Below are 22,819 nucleotides of genomic sequence, written 5' to 3' on the forward strand. Positions count from 1 at the left end.
ACGGTCACTCGTCGGGCGACATGTCCAACCGCGCGTCCGTGCTGGCCGGCGCGCCGCCGACCGGATGCCGCGTCGCATGTCCACCTTCCGAAAGGTTGCGGGCAAAGATCAGGCAGACCATTGCCCAGGCCCCGCCCGCCAGCCAGCCAGCGGCAACGTCGGTCGGCCAGTGCACACCCAGATAGACCCGGCTGACCCCGACCAGTACCGTCAGCAGGACCGCGACGCTCATGACATAAACCTTGAGATGGAAACGCGGCTGCACGCGGGCGATCAGAACCCCCATCGTCAGGTATGCGACGGCCGCCATCATCGAATGGCCCGAGGGGAAGCTGGCACTATGCACAAGCGACCCGTGCGGCACGAGGTCGGGCCGTGAGCGGTCGAAGAATTCCTTCGCAAAACTGCTGATCAGAATGCCACCACCCACGGAGACCAGGATGTAGATCGTCGTCGTCCATCGCCTCAGCAGCAGGAAAAAGACCGACACGACCAGCGTCATGAGCGTCAGTGCCGCGACTCCCCCCAACGCGGTGAAATCGCGCCCCATCTCTTCGAGCCACCACGGGCCAATCGGATCCGAAAGATCATCGGTGCTCCGCAACATCAGCAGGATATCGCGGTCGATATCGCTGGTCGCGCCTTCGGCAACTTCGTCGACAAGTTCGGACAACGCCCAGGTCGCCGCAACGATGACGCTCAGAATGACGACAAAGGTCATCTCGACATTGTGGCGTGCCCGGCGAAGCAATCCTGAGAACTGGCTGATTTTCATGTGCTCACAGGTCTTTCCTCACAAGTCATTCGTTACGTCACCAAGGGCAAATGGAACGCGCCATCGCCGACCGCAATACCGTATTCCTGCTGACCGAAAATTCAATCCGCTCGCAATTGCCCCCAGGACCGGCCAAGACGGCATCCCCAGACAATTATTGCAAGTTTTCGATAATAGTGATGTGCTCACATAATTGCATCCGGGAAACCTTTGCAGACAAAAAACCAAATGGGAGGATACATGATGAACAGGATCTGGACCTACGGGGCGACGCTATCTGCCGTGATCGCGCTGTCCGCCGGCGCGGCGTTCGCGCAGGAAGAAGAGACCGCCCAGCTCGACAGCCAGTACACCGACGCGGACGGCGACCTCGTTGCCGACGCGCCCGAGGATGAAGGCGCCCTGCGCGACCCCGACACGCTGGTCTTTGCCTACACGCCGGTCGAGGACCCGGCGATCTACGAGGATATCTGGACGCCCTTCATCGAGCATCTGGAGGAAAAGACAGGCAAGGACGTGCAGTTCTTTGCCGTTCAGTCGAACTCTGCCGAGGTCGAGGCCATGCGCTCGGGCCGCCTGCACATCGCGGGCTTCTCGACCGGCCCGACGCCTTTCGCGGTGAACCTCGCAGGGGCCGTTCCCTTCGCGATCATGGGCGCCGAAGACGGTCAGTTCGGCTACAAGCTGCAGATCTACACGCAGGCCGACAGCGACATCAAGGAAGTGGCCGACATGGCCGGCAAGCGCATCGCACACACCTCTCCGACATCCAACTCGGGCAACCAGGCGCCAAGAGCCCTGTTCCCCGACCTCGGTGTCGTCCCGGACCAGGACTATGAGGTGACCTATTCCGGCAGCCACGATCAGTCGATGCTGGGCGTGGTGGCAGGCGACTATGACGCCGCACCCGTCGCCTCCGAGGTCGTCGACCGGATGGCAGAGCGCGGCCTTTACGATCCCGAGGACGTTCGCATCGTCTGGGAAAGCGATCCGTTCCCCACAACCTCCTATGCCTACGCGCACGACCTGACGCCCGAACTGAAGAAGAGCATCGAAGACGCGTTCTTCAGCTTCGACTTCGAAGGGACCGCACTTGGCGAAGAGTTCACCGGCGTGTCGAAATTCATTCCGATCACCTACAAGGATCAATGGCGCGTCATCCGCCAGATCCAGAAGGCCAACGGCGTCGAGTATACGCCCCAGGGGCTTGCTGCGGAATAATGCGCCACATCGACAGGACCGGCGCGCCGCGTGCCGGTCCTTGTCCGGAGGAACACGCGAATGCTGAAGATTACCGACCTGGTCAAGCGCTACGACGGCGGTGACCCGGTCCTCAAGGATCTCGATCTGACGATCGAGGGGCAGACCGTCGTGTCGATCATCGGCTCGTCGGGCGCGGGCAAGTCGACACTCCTGCGCTGCATCAACCGGCTGGTCGAACCGACGTCGGGAAGTATCAATCTCAACGGGACCGAACTGACGCACCTGCGGGGTGCCAAGCTGCGCGCGGCGCGGCGCAAGATCGGGATGGTGTTCCAGGGCTTCAACCTCGTGGACCGGCTGACGGTGATGGAGAACGTCCAGTCGGGCCGGCTGGGCTATATCCCGACATGGGCCGCGATCCTGCGGCGTTATCCCAAGGCGGACATTCGCCGCGCCTACGAACTGATGGAACGCGTCGGCATCGCGCATTACGCCAACAAGCGCGCCGACCAGCTTTCGGGCGGCGAACGACAGCGCGTCGGCGTCGTGCGCGCCCTCATGCAAGATCCCGATATCCTGCTCGCGGACGAGCCGACGGCCTCGCTCGACCCCAAGACGTCCGAGCAGATCATGGGCCTTCTGCGTGATCTCGCGGGCGAGTTGAAGCTGCCGGTGGTGATCAACATCCACAACGTGGCCGAGGCCAAGGAGTACACGGACCGCATCGTCGGGATGCGCTACGGACGGATCATCTTCGACGATGTTCCGGCGAAGCTGGATCAGGAGGCCATGGACCAGATCTATTCCGGCAGCCCGCACGCCGATCGCAGCACGGATCCGGTGGTCGCGCAATGAGCAACCATCCCGACACATGGCGCCGACCGCCCTTCATTGCCAATCGGTGGCTTCGCTGGGCCGTCTATATCGGGGCGCTGGTCTACGTGGTCTGGGTGATCGCCACGATCCCCATCGACTGGCAACGCGTCGTCGAAGGCGTGGACCGCGCCGGACGCATCTTCGGCGGAGCGATCCCCCCAAGCTTCGAGCGCAGCGGATTGCTGATCGACGGCTTTCTCGAAAGCATCAAGATCGCCATTCTCGCGACAGCGGGCGGCGTCATCCTGTCCATTCCCATCGCCTTCATGGCGGCGCGCAACGTGGCCCCTTTGCCCATCTTCTACCTGGGACGCTTCATCATCATCGTGGCACGCAGTTTCCACCCGGTGATCGTCGCCATCATCTTCGTCAAGGCCGTGGGTTTTGGCCCGTTTGCAGGGGTGCTGACGCTGGTGGTCTATTCCATCGGTTTCGTCGCCAAGTTGCTGGCCGAAAGGATCGAGGAAATCGACATGGGCCAGGTCGAGGCGACCCGCGCCGCCGGGGCGCCGTATCTCTCTACCCTGTTCTACGCGATCTTCCCGCAAATCATGCCGCGCCAGATCGGCCTGACGATCTACCAGCTGGATTCGAACCTGCGCGCCTCCGCCGTGGTGGGCATCGTCGGGGCGGGCGGCATAGGCGCAACCCTCGCCAATGCCTTCGGGCGCTACGACTATGACTTCGCCTTCGCGATCACCATCGTCATCGTCGCGGTGATCCTCGTGTCGGAAGGCGTCTCGGGCTACATCAGGAAGCGAGTGGGATGAACAGCATATCCGAGCAGTTCGGCCGCGAGGACTGGTCGCGCTACACGCCAAAGCAGAAGGCCCGGCGGTTCGGCATCTTCGCCGTCTGCGCCGCGGCCATCGCCTGGGCGCTGACCTCGATCGAGGTCGTCTGGGCCTGGGTCTGGGATTCGCCCCAACAGATGGGCGACCTTTTCGGGCGCATGTATCCGCCCGACGCGACCAATCTCTGGACGATCCTGCGCGTCCTGGTCGAGACGGTCAACATCGCAACCATCGCCACAATCATAGCCGTCTTCATGTCGCTGCCGGTCGCCTATATCGCCGCGCAGAACACGACCCCCAACCGCGCGACGCTCTGGCTGGGGCGGCTCATCCTGGTCACGTCGCGGTCGGTCAACACGATCATCTGGGCCCTGCTCTTCGTGGCGATCTTCGGGCCCGGCGTCCTGGCCGGGATCGTGGCGATCATGTTCCGCTCCATCGGCTTCATAGGCAAGTTGCTGGGCGAGGCCATCGAAGAAATCGACAGGCGCCCGGTCGAGGCGCTGGAAGCCACCGGCGCGTCGCGCTTCAAGGTCATCGTCTACGCCATCATACCGCAGGTCATGCCCACGTTCTGGGCCGTGTCGATCCTGCGCTGGGACATCAACCTGCGCGAATCCACCGTGCTGGGACTTGTCGGCGCGGGCGGCATCGGCATCATCCTGCAGGGCGCAATCGACACGTTCAACTGGCCCGAAGCCGCAACCGTACTGATCGCGATCCTGGTGCTGGTGATCGTCGGAGAGGTTGTCTCGGCCTTCCTGCGCCGCCGTATCCTGTGATCCGGGGCACCGCCGAGGCGTTCGAGGTCTACCTCGACATCCGACACCGCCTGCCGCCGGCGGAGTTCTCCGGCGCGCCGATCCGTGCGCAGACGCTTGCGGATATGGCAGCCCCCTATGACGTGATCCTGCTCGATGCCTATGGCGTCCTGAACGTGGGCGAGGCGCCGATTCCGGGCGCGGCCGAGCGCATCGCGGCGCTGCGTATGGCGGGCAAGACGGTGATGGTCGTGTCGAACTCTGCGGGCTATCCCAAACGCCTGATGATGGAACGCTACGCCCGTCTCGGGTTCGATTTCGCGCCCGGGGAGGTCGTGACCAGTCGTGACACTCTGTTGGCGTATCTTGCCGATGCCCCGCGAAGACACTGGGGCCTCATGCTCTCGGACACCTACGGGACCGAGGAATTCGAAGGCATCCAGACGACGTTTCTGAAAGACGACGCCGATGCTTACGACGCTGCGGAGGGAGTCCTCTTGATCGGCTCGGACGGCTGGACGGAAGACCGCCAGCGCCTTCTGGAAGACGCGCTGGTCAAGCGGCCCCGCCCCATCGTCGTCGGCAATCCCGACATCGTGGCCCCGCGCGAGGCCGCCCTGTCGCTGGAACCCGGCTACTACGCGCACCGGCTCGCCGACCTTGGGCTGGGCGGCGTCGATTTTCTGGGCAAGCCCTTTGCCGGCATATACGACATCGCCCTGTCGCGCCTGCCGGTAAGGCCCCCGCCATCGCGTGTCCTCATGGTCGGCGACACCTTGCACACCGACATTCTGGGCGGACGGCACATGGGATTTGCCACTGCCCTGGTAACCGGCTTCGGGTCACTGGTCGGGATAGACGAAGGCGATGCCATCACGCGATCCGGCATTGTTCCGGACATCATTGTCGATCAGATATGACAGTGACGTGTCTCTGGACAGAACGAGGGGTAGCGATACGCCCTCACGCCTCAGGCACCCGAGGTAAATAGGTAGAACCGTTCGAAAATTACTCCCGCCGGAGGCGCCCGAAAAACAAAGGGACGCGCCATCGGCGCGCCCCCTTTTTCCAGGCTGCGATCCGGTTCAGTCGACCAGCGTCGCCGCCGCCGCCTGCGCCATGGCCTCGACACCGAACATGTTCAGCATCCCCACGACCATGATCGCCGCCGATACCATCAGGAAGCCCCACAGAACCGGCGACTTGCCGGCCTCCAGCGGTTCGCCCTCTTCGCCGAAATACATGAAGAAGACGATGCGCAGGTAATAGAACGCCCCGATCACCGACGCGATCACACCGGCCACCGCCAGCCAGGCAAGCCCGCCATCATACGCGGCCCGCAGCACGTAAAGCTTGCCGAAGAAGCCCAGGAAAGGCGGCACGCCCGCAAGGCTGAACATCAGGATCAGCATCGCCAGCGCCCGGCCCGGATGGGCGCGGCTGTAGAGGTTCAGGCTGGCAATATCCGTCACCGGCCGCCCGTCGCGTTCCATCGACAGGATAAAGGCGAAGGTGCCCACGTTCATCGTCACGTAGATGGCCATGTAGACCAGCATCGCCTGCACGCCGAACGCCGTGCCCGCGGCCAGCCCCATCAGGGCGTAGCCCATATGCGCGATCGACGAATAGGCCATCAGCCGCTTGATATCCCTCTGTCCGATGGCGGCGATCCCGCCCAGGAACATCGACAACAGCGACAGCACCGCGATCACCTGCTGCCAGTCGCCCACCACGCCGCCGAACGCGTCATGCGCCACGCGCGCGAACAGCGCCATCGCCGCCATCTTGGGCGCGGTGGCGAAGAAGGCCGTGATCGGCGTGGGGGACCCTTCATAGACATCCGGCGTCCACATGTGGAACGGCACGGCAGAGACCTTGAAGGCCAGCCCCGCCAGCACGAAGACCAGCCCGATCAGCAGGCCAATGGGTGCCTGCCCCTCGGCCGACGCGATGATCCCGGAAAACAGCGTCGTGCCGGTATAGCCATAGACCAGAGACGCGCCATAAAGCAGGATGCCCGAGCTCAGCGCCCCCAGCACGAAGTATTTCAGCCCCGCCTCGGTCGATTTCACGCTGTCCCGCCGCAGCGAGGCCACGACGTAGAGCGCCAGCGACTGCAACTCCAGCCCCATGTAAAGCGCCATCAGGTCGCCCGCGCTGACCATCATCATCATGCCCACGGCCGCCAGCGCCACCAGCAGCGGATACTCGAACCGCAGCATGTCGCGACGCGCCATGTAGTCCTGCCCCATCAGCAGCACCGCCGCCGCGGACAGCAGCACCGCCACCTTGGCGAACCGCGCGAACCCGTCATCGTTGAACATGCCGCCAAAGGCCGTGCGCGTGCCCTCGCCGGAAAACCCGATCCAGGCCGCCATCACCACGAAGACCGTCGCCGTGATCCACACCAGCAGCGGCGCAAAGCGGTCCTTGCCGGTATAGGCCACGCCCAGCATCGCCGCCATCGCGTACACCGAGATCAGGATCTCCGGCAGGATTACATTCAGGTCTGCCTGCATGGGACTACTCCGTCGCAGCGGCCAGCTTGGTCGCGCTCTCCGCGTCGACCAGGGCCGTTTCATAGTTGGAAATCAGCGCCTCGACCGAGGGGCCGATGATGTCGGTCACAAGGCTGGGATAGACGCCCAAAAGCAGGGTCATGACCACCAGCGGGGCAAAGATCGCCTTCTCGCGCCGCGTCATGTCCTTGATCGACTTCAGGCTCTCCTTGATCAGGTCGCCCAGCACCACCCGGCGATAGAGCCACAGCGCATAGGCCGCCGACAGGATCACGCCCGAGGTCGCCACCAGCGCCACCCAGGTGTTGACCTTGAAGATTCCCATCAGCGTCAGGAACTCCCCGATGAACCCGGACGTGCCCGGCAGGCCCACATTGGCCATGGTGAACAGCATGAAGATCAGCGCATAGGCCGGCATCCGGTTCACGAGGCCGCCATAGGCGTCGATCTCGCGCGTGTGCATCCGGTCATAAATGACGCCCACGCAAAGGAAGAGCGCGCCCGAGATGAAGCCGTGGCTCAGCATCTGGAAGATCGCACCGTCGATCCCCTGCTGGTTCGCCGCAAAGATCCCCATGGTGACGTAGCCCATGTGGGCCACCGACGAATAGGCGATCAGCTTCTTCATGTCCTCCTGCGCCAGTGCCACCAGCGAGGTGTAGACGATGGCGATGGCCGACATCCACAGGACCAGCGGCGTCAAAACTTCGGAGCCCACCGGGAACATCGGCAGGCTGAACCGCAAGAAGCCGTAGCCACCCATCTTCAGCAGGATCGCCGCCAGCACGACCGAGCCTGCGGTGGGCGCCTGCACGTGCGCATCCGGCAGCCAGGTATGCACCGGCCACATCGGCATCTTCACCGCGAAACTGGCGAAGAACGCGATGAACAGCAGCGTCTGCATGCCGCCCACGATCTGCACGCCAAGGACATAGAAATCCTCGGACCCGAAGGCGTGGGTCATCAGCGTCGGAATATCCGTGGTGCCCGCCTCGGCGAACATGGCGACCATCGCCACCAGCATCAGGACCGACCCGAGGAAGGTGTAGAGGAAGAACTTGAACGACGCGTAGATCCGCTCCTTGCCGCCCCAGATCCCGATGATCAGGAACATCGGGATCAGCCCCGCCTCGAAGAACAGGTAGAACAGCACCAGGTCCAGCGCCATGAACACGCCCAGCATCAGCGTTTCCAGCAGAAGGAAGGCGATCATGTATTCCTTCACCCGGTGCGTCACGTTCCACGACGCGGCGATGGTGATCGGCATCATGAACGTGGTCAGCATCACGAACAGCACGCTGATCCCGTCCACGCCCATCTTGTATTGCAGGCCCAGCAGCCACTCGCGCTCTTCCACGAACTGAAAGCCGGTGTTGTTCGGGTCGAAATCAAACAGGATGAACAGCGACACCAGGAAAGTCAGCCCGGTCGCGATCAGCGCCACCCACTTGGCATTGCGCTGCGCCGCCTCGTCCTCACCGCGCAGGAACACGGCCAGAATGAAGGCCGCGATGGCGGGGATGAAGGTGGTGATGGAAAGCAGGTTTTCCATTAGTTCGCTCCCCCGCTCAGGCTCATCCACGTCACAAGCACCGCGATCCCGATGACCATGGCGAACGCATAGGTAAAGATATATCCCGACTGCGCCCTGCCGGCGAGGCGGGTGAAGAACGGGATGATCCCCATCGCGACACCGTTGATGGTGCCGTCGATGACGTTGCCGTCACCCTTCTTCCACAGGAAACCGCCCAGCCGTTTCGCTGGCCGCACGAAGACGAAGTCGTAGATCTCGTCGAAATACCACTTGTTCAGCAGGAACAGGTACAGCGGGCGCTGGTTCTCGGCCAGCCGTCCGGGGATCGACGGGTTCAGGATGTAGAACCACAGCGCCGTCAGGAAGCCGATGATCATCGCCACGAAGGGGCTGACCTTGACCCATTTCGGCACCGCGTGGGCGTCGTTCAGGATCGTGTTGCCCTCGGCGGCATAGATCGCGCCCTCGCCCGGCTCGCCGGTGAAGACATAGTGATGCTCGCCCTCGCCCGCCGCATGGGCCTCGCCTTCCTCGGCATGGCTCTCGTCACCATGCGCCTCGTCGGCCGCCGCGGTCTCTTCACCGTGGCTCTCGGCCCCCTCCTCGTGGTGCTGCTCTTCCGCGTAGGGCACGCCAAAGAACTTCGCCACCGTGTCGGTATGCCCGAAGAAGCTGTTGTACCAGATCATGCCGGCAAAGATCGACCCCAGCGCCAGCACGCCCAGCGGCGCGACCATCACCATCGGGCTTTCATGCGCGTGCTCGTGGGTGTGCTTGTCGCCGCGCGGCTCGCCCCAGAAGGTCAGGAACATCAGCCGCCAGCTGTAAAAGCTGGTGAAGAGCGCCGCAATGACCAGCGCCCAGAAGGCAAAGCCGCCGCTGGTGCCCGCATAGGCGCTCTCGATGATCGCGTCCTTCGACAGGAACCCGGCAAAGCCGATCGTGGTCAGCGGAATGCCCACGCCGGTGATCGCGAGCGTCCCGATCAGCATCGCCCAGAACGTATAGGGCAGCTTCTTGCGCAGCCCGCCATAGTTCCGCATGTCCTGCTCGTGATGCATCCCGTGGATGACAGACCCCGCACCAAGGAACAGCATCGCCTTGAAGAACGCGTGGGTGAACAGGTGGAACATCGCCACTGAATAGGCGCCCACGCCGGCGGCCACGAACATGTAGCCCAGCTGCGAACAGGTCGAATAGGCGATGACGCGCTTGATGTCGTTCTGCACCAGCCCCACCGTGGCCGCAAAGAACGCCGTCATGCCGCCCAGCACCGTGACGAAGGCCAGCGCGCCGGGCGCGAATTCCATCAGTGGCGACATACGGCACACCAGGAACACGCCCGCCGTCACCATCGTCGCCGCGTGGATCAGCGCCGACACCGGCGTCGGGCCTTCCATCGCGTCCGGCAGCCAGGTGTGCAGGAAAAGCTGCGCCGATTTCCCCATCGCCCCCACGAACAGCAGGAAGGCGATCAGGTTCGCCGCGTTCCACTCCGTCCACAGGAATGTCAGCTGCGTGTCGGCCAGCTCGGGGGCCGCCGCGAACACGTCGTCGAAATTGATCGACCCGGTCAGGAAGAACAGCGCGAAGATCCCCAGCGCAAAGCCGAAATCCCCCACCCGGTTCACCACGAAGGCCTTGATGGCGGCGGCATTGGCGCTTGGCTTGCGGAAATAGAACCCGATCAGCAGGTAGGACGCCAGGCCCACGCCCTCCCAGCCAAAGAACATCTGCGCCAGGTTGTCCGCCGTCACCAGCATCAGCATGGCGAATGTGAACAGGCTCAGATAGGCAAAGAAGCGCGGGCGATAGCTCTCGTCGTCGCGGAAATTCTCGTCATGGGCCATGTAGCCCATGGAATAGAGGTGGACGAGCGCCGACACCGAGGTGATGACGATCAGCATGATCGCCGTCAGCCGGTCCAGCCGGATCGACCACGCCACGTCCAGATCGCCCGACTGGATCCAGTCGAGGATGTGGATGTACTGCGTGGTCCCGTCAAAGCTGAAGAACACGATCCAGCTCAGGAAGGCCGACAGGAACAACAGCCCCGTGGTCACCCACTGCGCGCCCGCGTCCCCGATGACGCGCCAGCCGAAGCCCGCAATGATGGCGCCCAGAAGCGGGCCGAAGAGAATGATCTGTTCCATGCCCTCAGCCCTTCATCACGTTGACGTCTTCCACGGCGATCGTGCCGCGGTTGCGGAAGAAGCAGACCAGGATCGCGAGGCCAATGGCGGCCTCGGCGGCGGCCACGGTCAGCACGAACAGGGTAAAGACCTGCCCCACCATGTCGCCCAGGAAACTGGAGAACGCCACGAGGTTCACGTTGACCGACAACAGCATCAGCTCGATCGACATCAAGAGGATGATCACGTTCTTCCTGTTCAGGAAAAGCCCGAATATCCCGATGACGAACAGCGCCGCCGCCACCGTCAGGTAATGCTCCAGTCCAATCATGTCGTCCCTCCGGGCCGTGCCCGTTCGCTTGTCTTTTCATCCCGTCCCGGGCCTGACCCGGGACCTCTTTGTCTCTTGCCCGGACGCCCTGGTCCGGAAGGCCCCGGATCAGGTCCGGGGCGCGGTCGGCAGGATCACAGCCCCTGCCCCGGTTTCACGTCTTTCAGTTCCATCGCCTTGGCCGGGTCGCGGTACATCTGCGCCAGCACGTCCTGCCGCTTGACGTCCGAGCGGTGGCGCAGGGTCAGCACGATCGCGCCCATCATCGCCACCAGCAGGATCAGGCCCGCCAGCTGGAACAGCAGGAAATACTTGTCATAGAGCAACATCCCCAGCGCCTTGGTGTTCTCCAGGTCCGTCGGCGTGACGGCGGCGCGCGCGCCCTCGGCATCCGTGGCCATCTGCCAGTTGCCGAAGGCAATGCCGAACTGCATCAGCAGGATGATCCCGATCAGCAGGGCCAGCGGCATGTACTTCGCCATCTCCGCCTTCAGCTCGGCGAAATCCACGTCCAGCATCATCACGACGAACAGGAACAGCACCGCCACGGCGCCCACGTAGACGATGATCAAGAGCATCGCCACGAACTCCGCCCCCAACAGAACGAAGAGGCCGGCCGCCGACAAAAACGCCAGGATCAGCCACAGGACCGAGTGCACCGGGTTCCGGCTGACCACCGTGAACAGCCCACCGGCCAGCAGCGAGACCGCAAAGAGATAGAATGAAAACGCGGCGATGGTCATGTCTCACTGTCCTCGTCTTTGGCCTCGTCCATGACCTCGCGGGCGAAATCCATCGCCCGGTTCATGGACGGGATACCGGCAAACATCGCCATCATCGCGATGGTCTCGGCAATCTCGTCTTTCGTGGCGCCCGCCTCCAGCGCGTGGCGCACGGTCATCCTGATCTGCGTATCGCTCTGCGCGCCCAGCATGGTCAACCCCGCAAGCGTGATCAGCAGGCGCGTCTTGGCATCCAGCCCGTCCTTGCTGATGCCCTTGCCGAACATCATCTCCATGAATTCCTTCGGCATGGTCGGCCACATCGCCTCGAACCCCTTGGGCGAGAACGACTCCAGCGCCGGATTCATGGTTTTCACCATCTCCTGCGCCTGCGCCATCATGGCCTCGAACGGGTTCGTCGGGTTGCTCATCTGTAGGGCGCGTCCATTTCCAGGTTGCGGGCGATCTCGGCTTCCCACCGCTCGCCGTTCTCCAAGAGTTTCTGCTTGTCATAGAACAGCTCTTCGCGGGTCTCGGTGGCGAACTCGAAATTCGGACCCTCCACGATGGCATCCACCGGGCAGGCCTCCTGGCAGAACCCGCAATAGATGCACTTGGTCATGTCGATGTCGTACCGGGTCGTGCGGCGGCTGCCGTCGTCGCGCGGCTCGGCGTCGATAGTGATCGCCTGCGCGGGGCAAATGGCTTCGCAGAGCTTGCAGGCAATGCACCGCTCCTCGCCATTGGGATAGCGCCGCAACGCGTGCTCGCCCCGGAACCGCGGGCTCAGGGGCCCCTTCTCATGCGGGTAGTTCAGCGTCGCCTTGGGCGCAAAGAAGTATTTGAACCCCAGCTTGAAGCCGTGAAACACATCCTTCAGCAGGAAGTACCCCGCCGCGCGTCCGTAATCGATCTGCGTCATGGTCGTCAGCCTCCCATTGCGTAGCGGGCCCAGAACGACCCGAAGACTTCGAATTTCGCCAGGAAGGACACGATGACCACCCAGGCGAGGCTCAGCGGCAGGAACACCTTCCACCCCAGCCGCATCAGCTGGTCATAGCGGTAGCGCGGCGTGATCGCCTTCACCATGGCGAAGAGGAAGAAGAAGAACGCCATCTTCGCGACCATCCAGAGAACGCCATCGGGCAGCCCCGGAATGGGCGACAGCCACCCGCCGAAAAACAGCAGCGAGGTCAGCGCACACATCAGGAAGATCGCGATGTACTCGCCGGCCATGAACAGCAGGAAGGGCGTCGAGGAGTATTCCACCTGGTAGCCCGCCACCAGCTCCGATTCCGCTTCCGGCAGGTCGAAGGGCGGGCGGTTGGTCTCCGCCAGGCACGAGATGAAGAACAGGAACACCATCGGCAGGTGCGGCAACCAGTACCAGCCGAAGAAGCCGTAATTGGTATCCTGCGCCGCCACGATCGACCCGAAGTTCAGCGACCCGGTCGAGATGATCACCCCGATGATGATCAGGCCGATGCTGACCTCGTAGGAAATCATCTGCGCCGCCGAGCGCAGAGAGCCCAGGAACGGGTATTTCGAGTTCGAGGCCCAGCCGCCCATGATAACGCCGTAGACTTCCAGCGACGACACGGCAAAGACGAACAGGACCGCCACGTTGATGTCCGACAGGACCCAGCCGTCATTCAGCGGAATCACCGCCCAGGCCAGAACCGCCAGCACGAAACTGGCCATCGGCGCCATCATGAACACGGTCCGGTCCGCGCCCGCGGGCACCACGACCTCCTTGACCACGTATTTCAGCGCGTCGGCCACCGTCTGCAACAGGCCATAGACACCCACCACGTTCGGCCCCCGCCGCATCTGCACCGCGGCCCAGATCTTGCGGTCGCCGTACACCAGGAACAGCAGCGAGATCATCACGAAGCCCACCACCGCAAGGCATTGCGCCATGATCAGGACAAAGGTCCCAAACGGGGTTGTCAGAAATTCAGCCATTCGTCCCTCATACCGTCGGTATCCCGTTCTCCGCACAGTTGGCGGCCACGACTTCCGCGTCGATCCTTATGATGCCGCCGGGCAGCGACGGCGAGATGGTGTAAACCGCATCTGCGGTCCAGATGCCACCCCGTTCGTCCACATTCGTGCGCACGTGGCGCGCAAATCCGTATCCCCGGATCAGCGTGTACTCGGCCGCCGCGCATTCGGCGTATTGGCTCACGTCCTCTGCGTCCCGCGCCCCGGCCATCTCGACCCGGAAATTCACCAGGTCGCCGTCCAGCAGGCGCGTCTCGATTCCCCGGTACTCGGGGGTGAACGCCTCCTCCGGGTCCGCACCCGGCGCGGCACAGGCGGCCAGGCCCGCGAAGGCCATGACCGACAGCGCCCATATGCCGAACGCGGCTTGCGTCATTCCGCGGCCACCGGCGCTTCGCGGCGGTCCTTGGCGTTGGCGCTCAGCTCGGCCATCAGCGCGCTGGCGCGGGCAATCGGATTGGTCAGGTAGTGATCGCCCAACGCCGCCCCGATGGACCCCGCCGACGGCTCGACCTTTTCCACCAAGGTCCACTCGTTGGCCGGCACCGCGTCGATCTGCGCCACATGCGGCACCGCCTCGATCAGCGCGCGGCGCAGCTGCGCCAGGCTGTCGAAGGGCAGCACCGCGCCCATCTCGCCCGACAGCGCCCGCAGAATCGCCCAGTTTTCCTTGGCCTCGCCCGGCGGATGGCCTGCACGCAGCGCCAGCTGCGGCCGGCCTTCGGTGTTCACGAAGACACCCTGTTCCTCGGTATAGGCGGCGGCAGGCAGGATGATGTCGGCGCGATGCGCCCCCCGGTCGCCATGGCTGCCCTGGTAAATCACAAACGGCCCGTCCGCGATCTCGATCTCGTCGGCCCCAAGGTTGTAGATCACCTCGGCCCCCTCCAGCGCCGCCGTCACGCCGCCCTCGGTCACACAGCCCGCATCCATCGCGCCCACGCGCGACGCGGCGGTGTGCAGCACCAGCAACTTGCCGCCCATCTTCTCGGTCAGTTGCATCGCCGTGCTCAGCGCCGCAGGCCCGCCCTCACCGATCAGCGCGCCCTGCCCGACGATCACGATCGCGTCCTCGGTCTCCTTGGCGTCGGACAGCAGTTGCGGCAGCACCCGGTTGCGCGCGCCCAGCTCGGTTGCCTCATAGGTCAGCTCCGCCGGTTGCCCGGCATGGGTCACCTCCGCGCCGCGCAGCCACGCCTTGCGAATGCGCGCGTTCAGAACCGGCGACTCGTTGCCCGGATCGGTGCCGATCAGCACGATCTTCTTCGCCGTGTCGATATCCTCGATGCGCGCCGTGCCCACATAGGCCGAGCGGTTGCCCGCCACCAGGTGCGCGCCGTCCGTGCGGCATTCCACGCGCCCGCCCTGGCCTTCGACCAGCTGCTTCAGCGCAAAGGCGGCCTCCATCGGAGCCAGGTCGCCCACGAGGCCCGCCACCGTTTTGTCCTTCATCGCTTCGGCGGCCTTGCCCAACGCCTCGGGCCAGGTGGCCGGGCGAAGCTTGCCGTTCTCGCGGATGTAGGGCCTGTCCAGACGTTGCCGGCGCAGCCCGTCCCAGGCAAAGCGCGTCTTGTCGGAAATCCACTCCTCGTTCACGCCGTCATGGTTGCGCGGCAGGATGCGCATCACTTCGCGCCCCTTGGTGTCCACCCGGATGTTGGACCCCAGCGCGTCCATCACGTCGATGGTTTCCGTCTTGGTCAGCTCCCACGGACGGGCCGTGAAGGCGTAGGGCTTGGAAACCAGCGCCCCAACGGGGCACAGGTCGATGATGTTGCCCTGCATGTTGCTGTCCAGCGTCTCGCCCAGATAGGCGGTGATCTCGGCATCCTCGCCCCGGCCGGTCTGGCCCATCTGGTTGATCCCCGCCACCTCGGTGGTGAAACGCACGCAACGGGTGCAGGAAATGCAGCGCGTCATGTGGGTTTCCACCAGCGGCCCCAGGTTCAGGTCCTCGGTCGCACGCTTCGGCTCGCGGTAGCGGCTGAAGTCCACGCCGTAAGCCATTGCCTGGTCTTGCAAATCGCACTCGCCGCCCTGGTCGCAGATCGGGCAGTCCAGCGGGTGGTTGATCAGCAGGAACTCCATCACGCCTTCGCGGGCCTTCTTGACCATCGGGCTGTTGGTGCGCACGACCGGCGGCTGGCCCTCGGGGCCGGGCCGCAGATCGCGCACCTGCATGGCGCAGCTGGCCGCCGGTTTCGGCGGCCCGCCGACAACCTCCACAAGACACATCCGGCAATTGCCCGCGATCGACAGCCGCTCGTGGTAGCAGAACCGCGGGATCTCGATCCCCACCTGCTCGCAGGCCTGGATCAGGGTCATTGCCCCGTCCACTTCCACTTCGTGATCGTCGATGATGATTTTGCGAAGGTCAGACATACGTTCTCACTTTGCTCTCAGAAGCTGCCCGATCTGGCTGCCCTTGGCCATTTCGGCCTGGCCCAGAACACACAGGCTTGCGGGGTCAAGATTGCTGGCCCCTTTCGATTTGAAATACGCGTTGCGCCGCTCGCGCATGGCCGCCTTGTTGGCGTCGTTGTTGATGTAGGCGTCGATCTCGGCCTCGCTGTAGCCGCGCTCGGCCGCCGCTTTCTTCAGCGCATTGGCATAGGATTGCGCCCGGAACAAGCGCCCGCCGATGCTGCCGCACTCGCGGCGGATCTTGTCGGCGGCCGCAAGGTTGAGCAGCCCCTGATTGATACCGGCCTCGTCCTTCAATCCCGCCTGCGCGGGCATCGCCGCCGCCGTCAGGGCCGCGCCCAGGGCCAGGCCCACGATCTTGCTCGATACACGTTTCATATCTTCTTCCTTTCACGAAGGGCGCCCGGACCATCCGCCGCGCCATCTGCTGCGCAGATGGACGCGCGTGCCGCTGTTATGCAATAACAGCCGGTCCATGCCCTTGATATGAAAGGTGAAATTACCACAGAACGCATTTCCCGGTGAAGGTCAGCTTGTTGCCGTCGGGCTGCACCGTGCCACGCGGCGCCAGCGGGCTGCGGTACCATTCGATTTCGGAGGTGCCGAAATTCTGCACGCAGTACCGCTTGCCCTCGTAGGCCCCCGCCGCCAGCGCGCCGTCATAGCCGCGATCGACCCGCGGCACCGTGACCACGAACAGCTGGCGATTGTCCTTCGAGGCGGCCTTGGACTTCTGCTTGTAGAACACGCCGTTGAACGTGACGCGCTCGGAGTTGCGGGCACATCCCGCCAGCATCGCACCCGCCATCAGCGCCAGCACGAGGGTCCGCGCCCCCCGCCCGCTCAGGATATGTGTCATCGTCTTCACGCTCTTAGGCCTTTCGTTCTTGTCATTCCGCCGCCACCGGGGAACAGCCGCGGCTCCGCCACAGCCTGGCCTCTTCCAGGTACGACCAGCCAAAGGCATGGTCGCTGTCGCCCTCAGCCTTCAGGTGCTCCAGCCGTTCCAGCGCCTCGTCCAGCGCCGGCCGATGCCCCTCGGGCACCCACCACATGACGAAATGCATGCTCCCCATCACCTCGAACCATTCCGCCCGGCGTTCATAGAACTGCCGGTGCACGGTGTTCCAGACGAAATTCTCCAGGCTCTCCACGTCCTCCCAGACGGTCAGGTTGGCCACGAACCGCGGATCGTCACCGATATTGTTCCCGGTGTTGCCCGTGCCCGGCTCGCCCGAGCCTTCCATCATCCACACGAATCCCGGCATCCGCTTGCCCATACCGTTGATCCGGTCGAGCGCGCCCATGAACTCCGCCACGCGCGGGTCGTCCGTGGGCGCGACCAGGCGACCGACGTTCAGCTGGGCAAGTTGGTATGTTCCGTCCATCGGCACCCTACTCCGCCGCCACGGCGGACACGCGGCCCGTCTTCTGCGCCTTGATCCGGTCTTCGATCTCGTCGCGGAAGTTGCGAATGAGACCCTGAATGGGCCAGGCCGCCGCGTCGCCAAGCGCACAGATCGTGTGCCCCTCGACCTGCTTGGTCACGTCGAACAGCATGTCGATCTCCTCGACCTCCGCCTCGCCCTTCACCAGCCGGTCCATCACCCGCATCATCCAGCCGGTGCCCTCGCGGCAGGGCGTGCATTGCCCACAGCTTTCGTGCTTGTAGAATTTCGACAGCCGCCAGATCGCCTTGATGATGTCCGTGCTTTGGTCCATCACGATCACCGCCGCGGTGCCCAGGCTCGACCCGACCTCGCGCAGCGCGTCGAAATCCATGATCGCGTCCTTCATGTTCTCGCCGCGCACGCACGGCACGGACGAGCCGCCGGGAATGACCGCCTTCAGGTTGTCCCAGCCGCCTCTGATGCCGCCGCAATGCTTCTCGATCAACTCTTCAAAGCTGATCGACATCGCGTCCTCGACCACGCACGGGTTGTTCACGTGGCCCGACACGGCAAAGATCTTGGTGCCCGCGTTGTTGGGCCGCCCGAACCCGGCGAACCAGTCCGCGCCCCGCCGCAGGATCGTCGGCACCACCGCGATGCTCTCCACGTTGTTCACCGTCGTGGGGCAGCCATACAGCCCCGCCCCGGCCGGAAACGGCGGCTTCATCCGGGGCATCCCCTTCTTGCCTTCCAGGCTTTCCAGCAGCGCGGTTTCCTCGCCGCAGATATACGCCCCCGCGCCATGCGCCAGGTAGAGGTCGAAATCGTATCCCGACTTGCAGGCGTTCCTGCCGATCAGCCCGGCCTCGTAGGCCTCGTCGATGGCCGCCTGCAACGCCTCGCGCTCGCGGATGTATTCACCGCGGATATAGATATAGCACGCGTGGGCCTGCATCGCGTAGCTGGCGATCAGGCACCCCTCGATCAGCGTATGCGGATCGTGCCGCATGATCTCGCGGTCCTTGCAGGTGCCCGGCTCGGATTCGTCGGCATTGACCACCAGGTAGGCAGGCCGCCCGTCGCTTTCCTTGGGCATGAACGACCACTTGAGCCCGGTGGGAAAGCCCGCACCGCCCCGGCCGCGCAGCCCGCTGGCCTTCATCTGCTCGATGATCCACTCGCGCCCGTTCTCCAGGATGGTTTTGGTGCCGTCCCAGTGGCCGCGCGCCTGCGCGCCCTTCAGGCTCCGGTCGTGCATCCCGTAGAGATTGGTAAAGATACGATCCTGATCCTTCAGCATCAGATAACCCCTAGTTTCCCCGGCTGTCGCGCCAGATTTGATAGATCAGCCAGAAGGCGAAGAGAAAACCCGCCAGCGCCACGAGGTCGAAGGCGAGGCGCAGCCCGGTGCTGAACCCCTCCTTCTCGCCGATCAGGGTGACAAGCACCCAGAACACGCCCGTTCCGGCAATCACCAGCCCGGCGCGTCGGCCCTTTTTCGGCACTTGGTCGCGTTTGCTCATGCGCCTCGCTCATTCAGTACACGTTGCCCTTGTCCACGCGCTTCGAGAACTCGGTCTCGCCGCCCGCGGCCAGGGTTTTCGCCTGGTCGATCCAGTTGTCGCGGCTCACCCGGCCCTTGAAACCGATCAGGTTCGCATCGACCCAGGCCACCTCCTGGTCGGTCCAGTTGGCGATCTGGTCGAAATGGTAGAACCCCATGTCGTGCAGCACGCCTTCCAGCTTGGGTCCGACGCCCTTGATTTCCTTAAGGTTGTCGGCGCTGCCGCCGCGCGGGGCGTCCAGGGTGGCGGGCTTGGTGCCCACGTTCTCTTCGCCCGAGTCAGCGGCCTTGGCCTTGGCCTTGGCTTTCGGCTTGGCCTTTGTCGTTTTCGCCGGCTTGGGCGCGGCTTTCGGCGCCGGGTCCACCTTCGCGCCCGCTTCGGCATCCGTCGAGGCCGAGGTAAAGGCCGGGTCCTGCGCCGTCGCGGCATCGTTGCCGCCCGCATGCGTCTCGGCCCGCATCGCGACCTTGTCGGTGCCCGCCGCGGCGGCACTGGTGCCCATGCCGGTACGCGCGTTCAGCGGATCGGCCTTGTTCGGCAGGACCGGCTCGGGCGCGCTGCCCACCGGCGGGTTGGGCTTGGGCGGGTTGGGCACCGGCGCGTTCGGCACAGGCGTGCCCCGGTCCTTCGGCGCGTTCGCCTTCGGCGGGCCGGACGGTTTGCCACCGGCTGACGCCCCGGCGGCCGCACTTCCCTCGGGCAGCTCCTCCATCTGCCCCAGGTCCGCGTTTTCGCCCGTGCAGAACAGCTGCATCAGAACCAACGCCATGAACACGCCCATCGCGATCCCCAGCAGAAGCGCGGCGAATATCCCCACCTTCGCCAGCGCCGCGTAGATCGCGATGATCCCCGCACAAACGCCGACACCCAAGCATACCAGCTTGCACTGTGACCCGAATTTATCTTCGAACATGGCTCAACTCCCTATGGCGTGAAGATCGTCTATCAGACGTCCCCCTTTTTGACTTTCTTCGAAAATTCCGTCGTTCCGCCATCGGCCAGCACCTGCGCCTGCGAGACCCAATCGTCCCGGCTCACGCGGCCCTTGAATCCTTCCAGGTTCTGATCCACCCAGGCCACTTCCCGTGGCCCCCATGCGGCGATCTGGTCGAAATGGTAAAAGCCCATGGAGTGCAGAAGCTGCTCCAGCTTCGGCCCCACGCCCTTGATCAGCTTCAGGTCATCCGGCCCGCCCTCGCGGGCAGCGTCCAGCGTCTCGGGCTTGGTGCCCTCGTCGCCGCCATCCGCCGCCGCAGCGGGTTTGGCCGGCTTGGCCTTGTCGCTCTTGTCCTCGCCTGCCGGTTCGTCCTTGGACACCGGGTTGGCCTTGCTCTTGGCCGGTGCCTCGGCCTTGGTCGCGCCGGTATCGTCGGCCGGCCGGCCTTCGGCGCGGTCCGGTTTCGGGGCCTTCAGCCCCGGATTGGCCGGCGACTCGTTCAGCTTCACCTTCGGCGGCGCGGGCTGATGGTTGGCGCCATGCTCGCGCCAGGGCGCCACCAGCGGCACCTCGGTGCCGTCGATCCGCTTGATTGTGTCGCCCAGGTCCACCGCGCGCTGCACCGAGCCATTGTATTTCGTGTGGCCCGAATCGAACTCCTTCAGCGTGGTCAGCCCCGCCTTGGGTTCCGACGCATAGCGCCCGTTCTGCGGCCCCGGCACCGGCACCGTGCCGGCGGCGAACTCGTCGATCATCTCGGCGAACCGCTCGGCGGTCAGGTCCTCGTAGTAATCCTTGCCGATCTGCGCCATCGGCGCGTTGGCGCAGGCCCCCAGGCACTCCACCTCTTCCCAGCTGAACTTGCCATCCGCGCTGACAGTATGCGGCTTGTCGGCGATCTTCTCGCGGCAGACCGCCACCAGATCCTCGGCCCCGCAGATCATGCAGGACGTGGTGCCGCAAATCTGGAAATGCGCCACGCTGCCCACCGGCGACAGCTGGAACATGAAATAGAAGCTGGCCACTTCCAGCGCCCGGATATGCGCCATTTCCAGCATCTCGGCGATATGCTCGATCGCCGGACGGGTCAGCCAGCCCTCCTGCTCCTGCGCACGCCACAGCAGCGGGATGATGGCACTCGCCTGGCGCCCTTGCGGGTATTTCGAGATCTGCGCCTCGGCCCACGCCTGGTTGTCGGGCGTGAAGGCAAAGCTCTCCGGCTGTTCTCTGTGTAGACGTCTCAGCATCAGGCTGCGCACGCTCCTGTCGTCATTCTGATCCCGCCGCCCTCAAGGCGCACGGCGCGTTCGGTGGTGACCATGTAGGCGGCCATCTGGGTCGATTGTTCGCGGCTGAGGCCGGTCTGCAATTCGACCGGCAGGTAATCCGCCTCGGTCTTCAGGGTGCAGCCGATGCTGGCCACCGCGACCTGGAACTTGGCCACGTCCTGCTCGCCCGTTCCTTCGGGCGGCGCGGTGCAGCCTGCGACGATCCCCATCGCCACAGCGGCGCCCATCAAACCCAGTCTTGTCTTCATCGTCTCGTCTCTCCAAACCGTCGCCGCCCCTGTCCGGCCTTGTTTTTCTACAGGGAAAAGTGCTGTTGTCCCGCCTAGCGGTCGATCTCCCCAAAGACCACGTCCATCGTCCCGATGATCGCCGCCACATCGGCCAGCTGGTGCCCGCCGGCGACATGATCCATCGCCTGAAGGTGCAAAAAGCCCGGCGCGCGCAGCTTGGCGCGATAAGGCTTGTTGGTGCCGTCCGACACCAGGTAGACGCCGAACTCGCCCTTGGGCGCCTCGACGGCGCAATAGACCTCGCCCTCGGGCACGTGGAACCCTTCGGTATAAAGCTTGAAGTGATGGATGAGCGCCTCCATCGAGGTCTTCATCTCGCCCCGCTTCGGCGGCGTGATCTTGCCGCGGGACAGGATATCGCCCTGCCCGTCGGGCGCGCGCAGCTTCTCGATCGCCTGCAGGATGATCGACACCGACTGGCGCATCTCCTCCATCCGGCACAGGTAGCGGTCATAGCAGTCGCCGTTCTTGCCCACCGGGATCTTGAACTCGAACTCGTCATAGCACTCATAGGGCTGCGCCCGGCGCAAATCCCACGCCATGCCGCTGCCGCGCACCATGACGCCGGAAAAGCCCCAGTCCAGCGCCTCCTGCTGGCTGACCACGCCGATATCCGCGTTGCGCTGCTTGAAGATGCGGTTCTCCGTCAGCAACCCGTCGATATCGTCCATGAACTTCGGAAACTCGTCCCGCGCCCAGGTCTCGATATCGTCCAAGAGCTCCGGCGGCAGGTCCTGGTGCACGCCGCCGGGCCGGAAATAGGCCGCGTGCAGCCGCGCGCCACAGGCCCGTTCGTAGAACACCATCAGCTTCTCGCGTTCCTCGAACCCCCACAGCGGCGGCGTCAGCGCGCCCACGTCCATCGCCTGCGTGGTGACGTTCAGCAGGTGGTTGAGCACCCGCCCGATTTCCGAGTAAAGCACCCGAATGAGGCTCGCGCGGCGCGGTACCTCGACGCCGGTCAGCTTCTCGATGGCCAGGCACCAGGCGTGCTCCTGGTTCATCGGCGCCACATAATCCAGCCGGTCGAAATAAGGCAGGTTCTGCAGGTACGTCCGGCTTTCCATCAGCTTCTCGGTGCCACGGTGCAGCAGACCGATATGCGGGTCGCACCGCTCCACGATCTCGCCGTCCAGCTCCAGCACAAGGCGCAGCACGCCGTGCGCCGCCGGGTGCTGCGGCCCGAAGTTGATGTTGAAATTACGGATCTTCTGCTCGCCGGTCTCGGTATCGGCAAAGCCCTTCGTCAACGTGTTGGAGCCGTCCATCATC

Annotated in this window: 25 protein-coding genes; 5 read left to right on the top strand and 20 right to left on the bottom strand. The window is 64.2% G+C overall.

The features are described 5' to 3' along the window. Positions 1 to 4 precede the first annotated feature (4 nt). Positions 5 to 775, bottom strand: a complete 771-nt coding sequence (locus KUV49_RS14655; RefSeq protein ID WP_222450594.1) for a phosphatase PAP2 family protein — start codon at positions 773 to 775, stop codon at positions 5 to 7. Between the two features lie 243 nt (positions 776 to 1,018). On the opposite strand from KUV49_RS14655, the gene phnD reads away from it, so the two are divergent. The 5 genes from phnD to KUV49_RS14680 are packed head-to-tail and all read left to right on the top strand — an operon-like array spanning position 1,019 to position 5,329. After that, entirely contained in the window at positions 1,019 to 1,996 is a 978-nt protein-coding gene (phnD, locus tag KUV49_RS14660; RefSeq protein WP_222451017.1) for a phosphate/phosphite/phosphonate ABC transporter substrate-binding protein, read from the top strand. Positions 1,997 to 2,056: 60 nt separating this feature from the next. Then, positions 2,057 to 2,833 carry a phosphonate ABC transporter ATP-binding protein gene (phnC, locus tag KUV49_RS14665; RefSeq protein ID WP_222450595.1) on the top strand — a complete coding sequence of 259 codons (777 nt, stop codon included), beginning with the start codon at positions 2,057 to 2,059 and terminating at the stop codon, positions 2,831 to 2,833. Next, positions 2,830 to 3,624 (top strand): phosphonate ABC transporter, permease protein PhnE, encoded by a 795-nt coding sequence (gene phnE, locus KUV49_RS14670; protein ID WP_152492828.1) that lies wholly within the window; start codon positions 2,830 to 2,832, stop codon positions 3,622 to 3,624. The genes phnC and phnE (KUV49_RS14670) overlap by 4 nt, the downstream gene beginning before the upstream one ends. Next, positions 3,621 to 4,430, top strand: a complete 810-nt coding sequence (phnE, locus tag KUV49_RS14675; protein ID WP_222450596.1) for a phosphonate ABC transporter, permease protein PhnE — start codon at positions 3,621 to 3,623, stop codon at positions 4,428 to 4,430. The genes phnE (KUV49_RS14670) and phnE (KUV49_RS14675) overlap by 4 nt, the downstream gene beginning before the upstream one ends. Beyond that, positions 4,427 to 5,329, top strand: coding sequence for a TIGR01459 family HAD-type hydrolase (locus KUV49_RS14680; RefSeq protein WP_315899515.1), 903 nt, complete (start codon positions 4,427 to 4,429; stop codon positions 5,327 to 5,329). Before phnE (KUV49_RS14675) ends, KUV49_RS14680 begins: the two co-directional genes overlap by 4 nt. Before the next feature lie 165 nt (positions 5,330 to 5,494). Here the strand turns inward: KUV49_RS14680 and nuoN are convergent, their stop codons facing one another. The 19 genes from nuoN to KUV49_RS14775 form a co-directional block, all read right to left on the bottom strand. After that, on the bottom strand, positions 5,495 to 6,928 hold the full coding sequence (gene nuoN, locus KUV49_RS14685; RefSeq protein WP_222450597.1) for an NADH-quinone oxidoreductase subunit NuoN: 1,434 nt from the start codon (positions 6,926 to 6,928) through the stop codon (positions 5,495 to 5,497). Between the two features lie 4 nt (positions 6,929 to 6,932). After that, entirely contained in the window at positions 6,933 to 8,480 is a 1,548-nt protein-coding gene (locus KUV49_RS14690) for an NADH-quinone oxidoreductase subunit M (protein WP_222450598.1), read from the bottom strand. Next, complete coding sequence (gene nuoL / locus KUV49_RS14695; protein WP_222450599.1) at positions 8,480 to 10,615, bottom strand: NADH-quinone oxidoreductase subunit L; 2,136 nt, start codon at positions 10,613 to 10,615, stop codon at positions 8,480 to 8,482. Before nuoL ends, KUV49_RS14690 begins: the two co-directional genes overlap by 1 nt. Positions 10,616 to 10,619: 4 nt before the next feature. Continuing rightward, the gene (gene nuoK, locus KUV49_RS14700; protein ID WP_057789867.1) at positions 10,620 to 10,925 is read right to left on the bottom strand and encodes an NADH-quinone oxidoreductase subunit NuoK; all 306 of its coding nucleotides are present in this window, start codon (positions 10,923 to 10,925) and stop codon (positions 10,620 to 10,622) included. Positions 10,926 to 11,059: 134 nt separating this feature from the next. Next, on the bottom strand, positions 11,060 to 11,668 hold the full coding sequence (locus KUV49_RS14705; protein ID WP_152492835.1) for an NADH-quinone oxidoreductase subunit J: 609 nt from the start codon (positions 11,666 to 11,668) through the stop codon (positions 11,060 to 11,062). Further along, complete coding sequence (locus tag KUV49_RS14710; RefSeq protein WP_152492836.1) at positions 11,665 to 12,078, bottom strand: carboxymuconolactone decarboxylase family protein; 414 nt, start codon at positions 12,076 to 12,078, stop codon at positions 11,665 to 11,667. The genes KUV49_RS14705 and KUV49_RS14710 overlap by 4 nt, the downstream gene beginning before the upstream one ends. Next, positions 12,075 to 12,569 (bottom strand): NADH-quinone oxidoreductase subunit NuoI, encoded by a 495-nt coding sequence (nuoI, locus tag KUV49_RS14715; RefSeq protein WP_057789875.1) that lies wholly within the window; start codon positions 12,567 to 12,569, stop codon positions 12,075 to 12,077. Before nuoI ends, KUV49_RS14710 begins: the two co-directional genes overlap by 4 nt. 5 nt (positions 12,570 to 12,574) lie before the next feature. Beyond that, complete coding sequence (gene nuoH, locus KUV49_RS14720; RefSeq protein ID WP_222450600.1) at positions 12,575 to 13,612, bottom strand: NADH-quinone oxidoreductase subunit NuoH; 1,038 nt, start codon at positions 13,610 to 13,612, stop codon at positions 12,575 to 12,577. Positions 13,613 to 13,619: 7 nt separating this feature from the next. After that, positions 13,620 to 14,027: a hypothetical protein gene (locus KUV49_RS14725; RefSeq protein WP_152492838.1), complete on the bottom strand. Its 408-nt coding sequence runs from the start codon at positions 14,025 to 14,027 to the stop codon at positions 13,620 to 13,622. Continuing rightward, complete coding sequence (nuoG, locus tag KUV49_RS14730) at positions 14,024 to 16,033, bottom strand: NADH-quinone oxidoreductase subunit NuoG (RefSeq protein ID WP_222450601.1); 2,010 nt, start codon at positions 16,031 to 16,033, stop codon at positions 14,024 to 14,026. Before nuoG ends, KUV49_RS14725 begins: the two co-directional genes overlap by 4 nt. Before the next feature lie 6 nt (positions 16,034 to 16,039). Further along, positions 16,040 to 16,453, bottom strand: coding sequence for a DUF5333 domain-containing protein (locus tag KUV49_RS14735; protein WP_222450602.1), 414 nt, complete (start codon positions 16,451 to 16,453; stop codon positions 16,040 to 16,042). A gap of 121 nt (positions 16,454 to 16,574) precedes the next feature. After that, positions 16,575 to 16,934, bottom strand: coding sequence for a hypothetical protein (locus KUV49_RS14740; RefSeq protein WP_222450603.1), 360 nt, complete (start codon positions 16,932 to 16,934; stop codon positions 16,575 to 16,577). A gap of 31 nt (positions 16,935 to 16,965) precedes the next feature. Then, on the bottom strand, positions 16,966 to 17,463 hold the full coding sequence (locus tag KUV49_RS14745; RefSeq protein ID WP_222450604.1) for a DUF3291 domain-containing protein: 498 nt from the start codon (positions 17,461 to 17,463) through the stop codon (positions 16,966 to 16,968). A 7-nt stretch (positions 17,464 to 17,470) separates the two neighbouring features. Then, on the bottom strand, positions 17,471 to 18,766 hold the full coding sequence (gene nuoF / locus KUV49_RS14750; RefSeq protein ID WP_222450605.1) for an NADH-quinone oxidoreductase subunit NuoF: 1,296 nt from the start codon (positions 18,764 to 18,766) through the stop codon (positions 17,471 to 17,473). Between the two features lie 10 nt (positions 18,767 to 18,776). Next, entirely contained in the window at positions 18,777 to 18,989 is a 213-nt protein-coding gene (locus tag KUV49_RS14755) for a DUF5337 domain-containing protein (protein WP_222450606.1), read from the bottom strand. Positions 18,990 to 19,002: 13 nt separating this feature from the next. Next, positions 19,003 to 19,944: a hypothetical protein gene (locus tag KUV49_RS21555; RefSeq protein WP_261391221.1), complete on the bottom strand. Its 942-nt coding sequence runs from the start codon at positions 19,942 to 19,944 to the stop codon at positions 19,003 to 19,005. Positions 19,945 to 19,976: 32 nt separating this feature from the next. Next, positions 19,977 to 21,215, bottom strand: coding sequence for an NADH-quinone oxidoreductase subunit E (locus tag KUV49_RS14765; RefSeq protein WP_222450607.1), 1,239 nt, complete (start codon positions 21,213 to 21,215; stop codon positions 19,977 to 19,979). After that, positions 21,215 to 21,505 (bottom strand): hypothetical protein, encoded by a 291-nt coding sequence (locus KUV49_RS14770; RefSeq protein WP_261391222.1) that lies wholly within the window; start codon positions 21,503 to 21,505, stop codon positions 21,215 to 21,217. The genes KUV49_RS14765 and KUV49_RS14770 overlap by 1 nt, the downstream gene beginning before the upstream one ends. Positions 21,506 to 21,579: 74 nt before the next feature. Next, the gene (locus tag KUV49_RS14775) at positions 21,580 to 22,818 is read right to left on the bottom strand and encodes an NADH-quinone oxidoreductase subunit D (RefSeq protein ID WP_222450608.1); all 1,239 of its coding nucleotides are present in this window, start codon (positions 22,816 to 22,818) and stop codon (positions 21,580 to 21,582) included. Between the last annotated feature and the right edge of the window lies 1 nt (position 22,819).

The organism is Roseovarius atlanticus (genome assembly GCF_019802205.1).
Lineage (GTDB): Bacteria > Pseudomonadota > Alphaproteobacteria > Rhodobacterales > Rhodobacteraceae > Roseovarius > Roseovarius atlanticus_A.

Coding starts and splice junctions, on each gene's coding strand:
- KUV49_RS14655 (WP_222450594.1), bottom strand. CDS start 775: ATGAAAATCAGCCAGTTCTCAGGATTGCTTCGCCGGGCACGCCACAAT.
- phnD (WP_222451017.1), top strand. CDS start 1,019: ATGAACAGGATCTGGACCTACGGGGCGACGCTATCTGCCGTGATCGCG.
- phnC (WP_222450595.1), top strand. CDS start 2,057: ATGCTGAAGATTACCGACCTGGTCAAGCGCTACGACGGCGGTGACCCG.
- phnE (WP_152492828.1), top strand. CDS start 2,830: ATGAGCAACCATCCCGACACATGGCGCCGACCGCCCTTCATTGCCAAT.
- phnE (WP_222450596.1), top strand. CDS start 3,621: ATGAACAGCATATCCGAGCAGTTCGGCCGCGAGGACTGGTCGCGCTAC.
- nuoN (WP_222450597.1), bottom strand. CDS start 6,928: ATGCAGGCAGACCTGAATGTAATCCTGCCGGAGATCCTGATCTCGGTG.
- KUV49_RS14690 (WP_222450598.1), bottom strand. CDS start 8,480: ATGGAAAACCTGCTTTCCATCACCACCTTCATCCCCGCCATCGCGGCC.
- nuoL (WP_222450599.1), bottom strand. CDS start 10,615: ATGGAACAGATCATTCTCTTCGGCCCGCTTCTGGGCGCCATCATTGCG.
- nuoK (WP_057789867.1), bottom strand. CDS start 10,925: ATGATTGGACTGGAGCATTACCTGACGGTGGCGGCGGCGCTGTTCGTC.
- KUV49_RS14705 (WP_152492835.1), bottom strand. CDS start 11,668: ATGACCATCGCCGCGTTTTCATTCTATCTCTTTGCGGTCTCGCTGCTG.
- KUV49_RS14710 (WP_152492836.1), bottom strand. CDS start 12,078: ATGAGCAACCCGACGAACCCGTTCGAGGCCATGATGGCGCAGGCGCAG.
- nuoI (WP_057789875.1), bottom strand. CDS start 12,569: ATGACGCAGATCGATTACGGACGCGCGGCGGGGTACTTCCTGCTGAAG.
- nuoH (WP_222450600.1), bottom strand. CDS start 13,612: ATGGCTGAATTTCTGACAACCCCGTTTGGGACCTTTGTCCTGATCATG.
- KUV49_RS14725 (WP_152492838.1), bottom strand. CDS start 14,027: ATGACGCAAGCCGCGTTCGGCATATGGGCGCTGTCGGTCATGGCCTTC.
- nuoG (WP_222450601.1), bottom strand. CDS start 16,033: ATGTCTGACCTTCGCAAAATCATCATCGACGATCACGAAGTGGAAGTG.
- KUV49_RS14735 (WP_222450602.1), bottom strand. CDS start 16,453: ATGAAACGTGTATCGAGCAAGATCGTGGGCCTGGCCCTGGGCGCGGCC.
- KUV49_RS14740 (WP_222450603.1), bottom strand. CDS start 16,934: ATGACACATATCCTGAGCGGGCGGGGGGCGCGGACCCTCGTGCTGGCG.
- KUV49_RS14745 (WP_222450604.1), bottom strand. CDS start 17,463: ATGGACGGAACATACCAACTTGCCCAGCTGAACGTCGGTCGCCTGGTC.
- nuoF (WP_222450605.1), bottom strand. CDS start 18,766: ATGCTGAAGGATCAGGATCGTATCTTTACCAATCTCTACGGGATGCAC.
- KUV49_RS14755 (WP_222450606.1), bottom strand. CDS start 18,989: ATGAGCAAACGCGACCAAGTGCCGAAAAAGGGCCGACGCGCCGGGCTG.
- KUV49_RS21555 (WP_261391221.1), bottom strand. CDS start 19,944: ATGTTCGAAGATAAATTCGGGTCACAGTGCAAGCTGGTATGCTTGGGT.
- KUV49_RS14765 (WP_222450607.1), bottom strand. CDS start 21,215: ATGCTGAGACGTCTACACAGAGAACAGCCGGAGAGCTTTGCCTTCACG.
- KUV49_RS14770 (WP_261391222.1), bottom strand. CDS start 21,505: ATGAAGACAAGACTGGGTTTGATGGGCGCCGCTGTGGCGATGGGGATC.
- KUV49_RS14775 (WP_222450608.1), bottom strand. CDS start 22,818: ATGATGGACGGCTCCAACACGTTGACGAAGGGCTTTGCCGATACCGAG.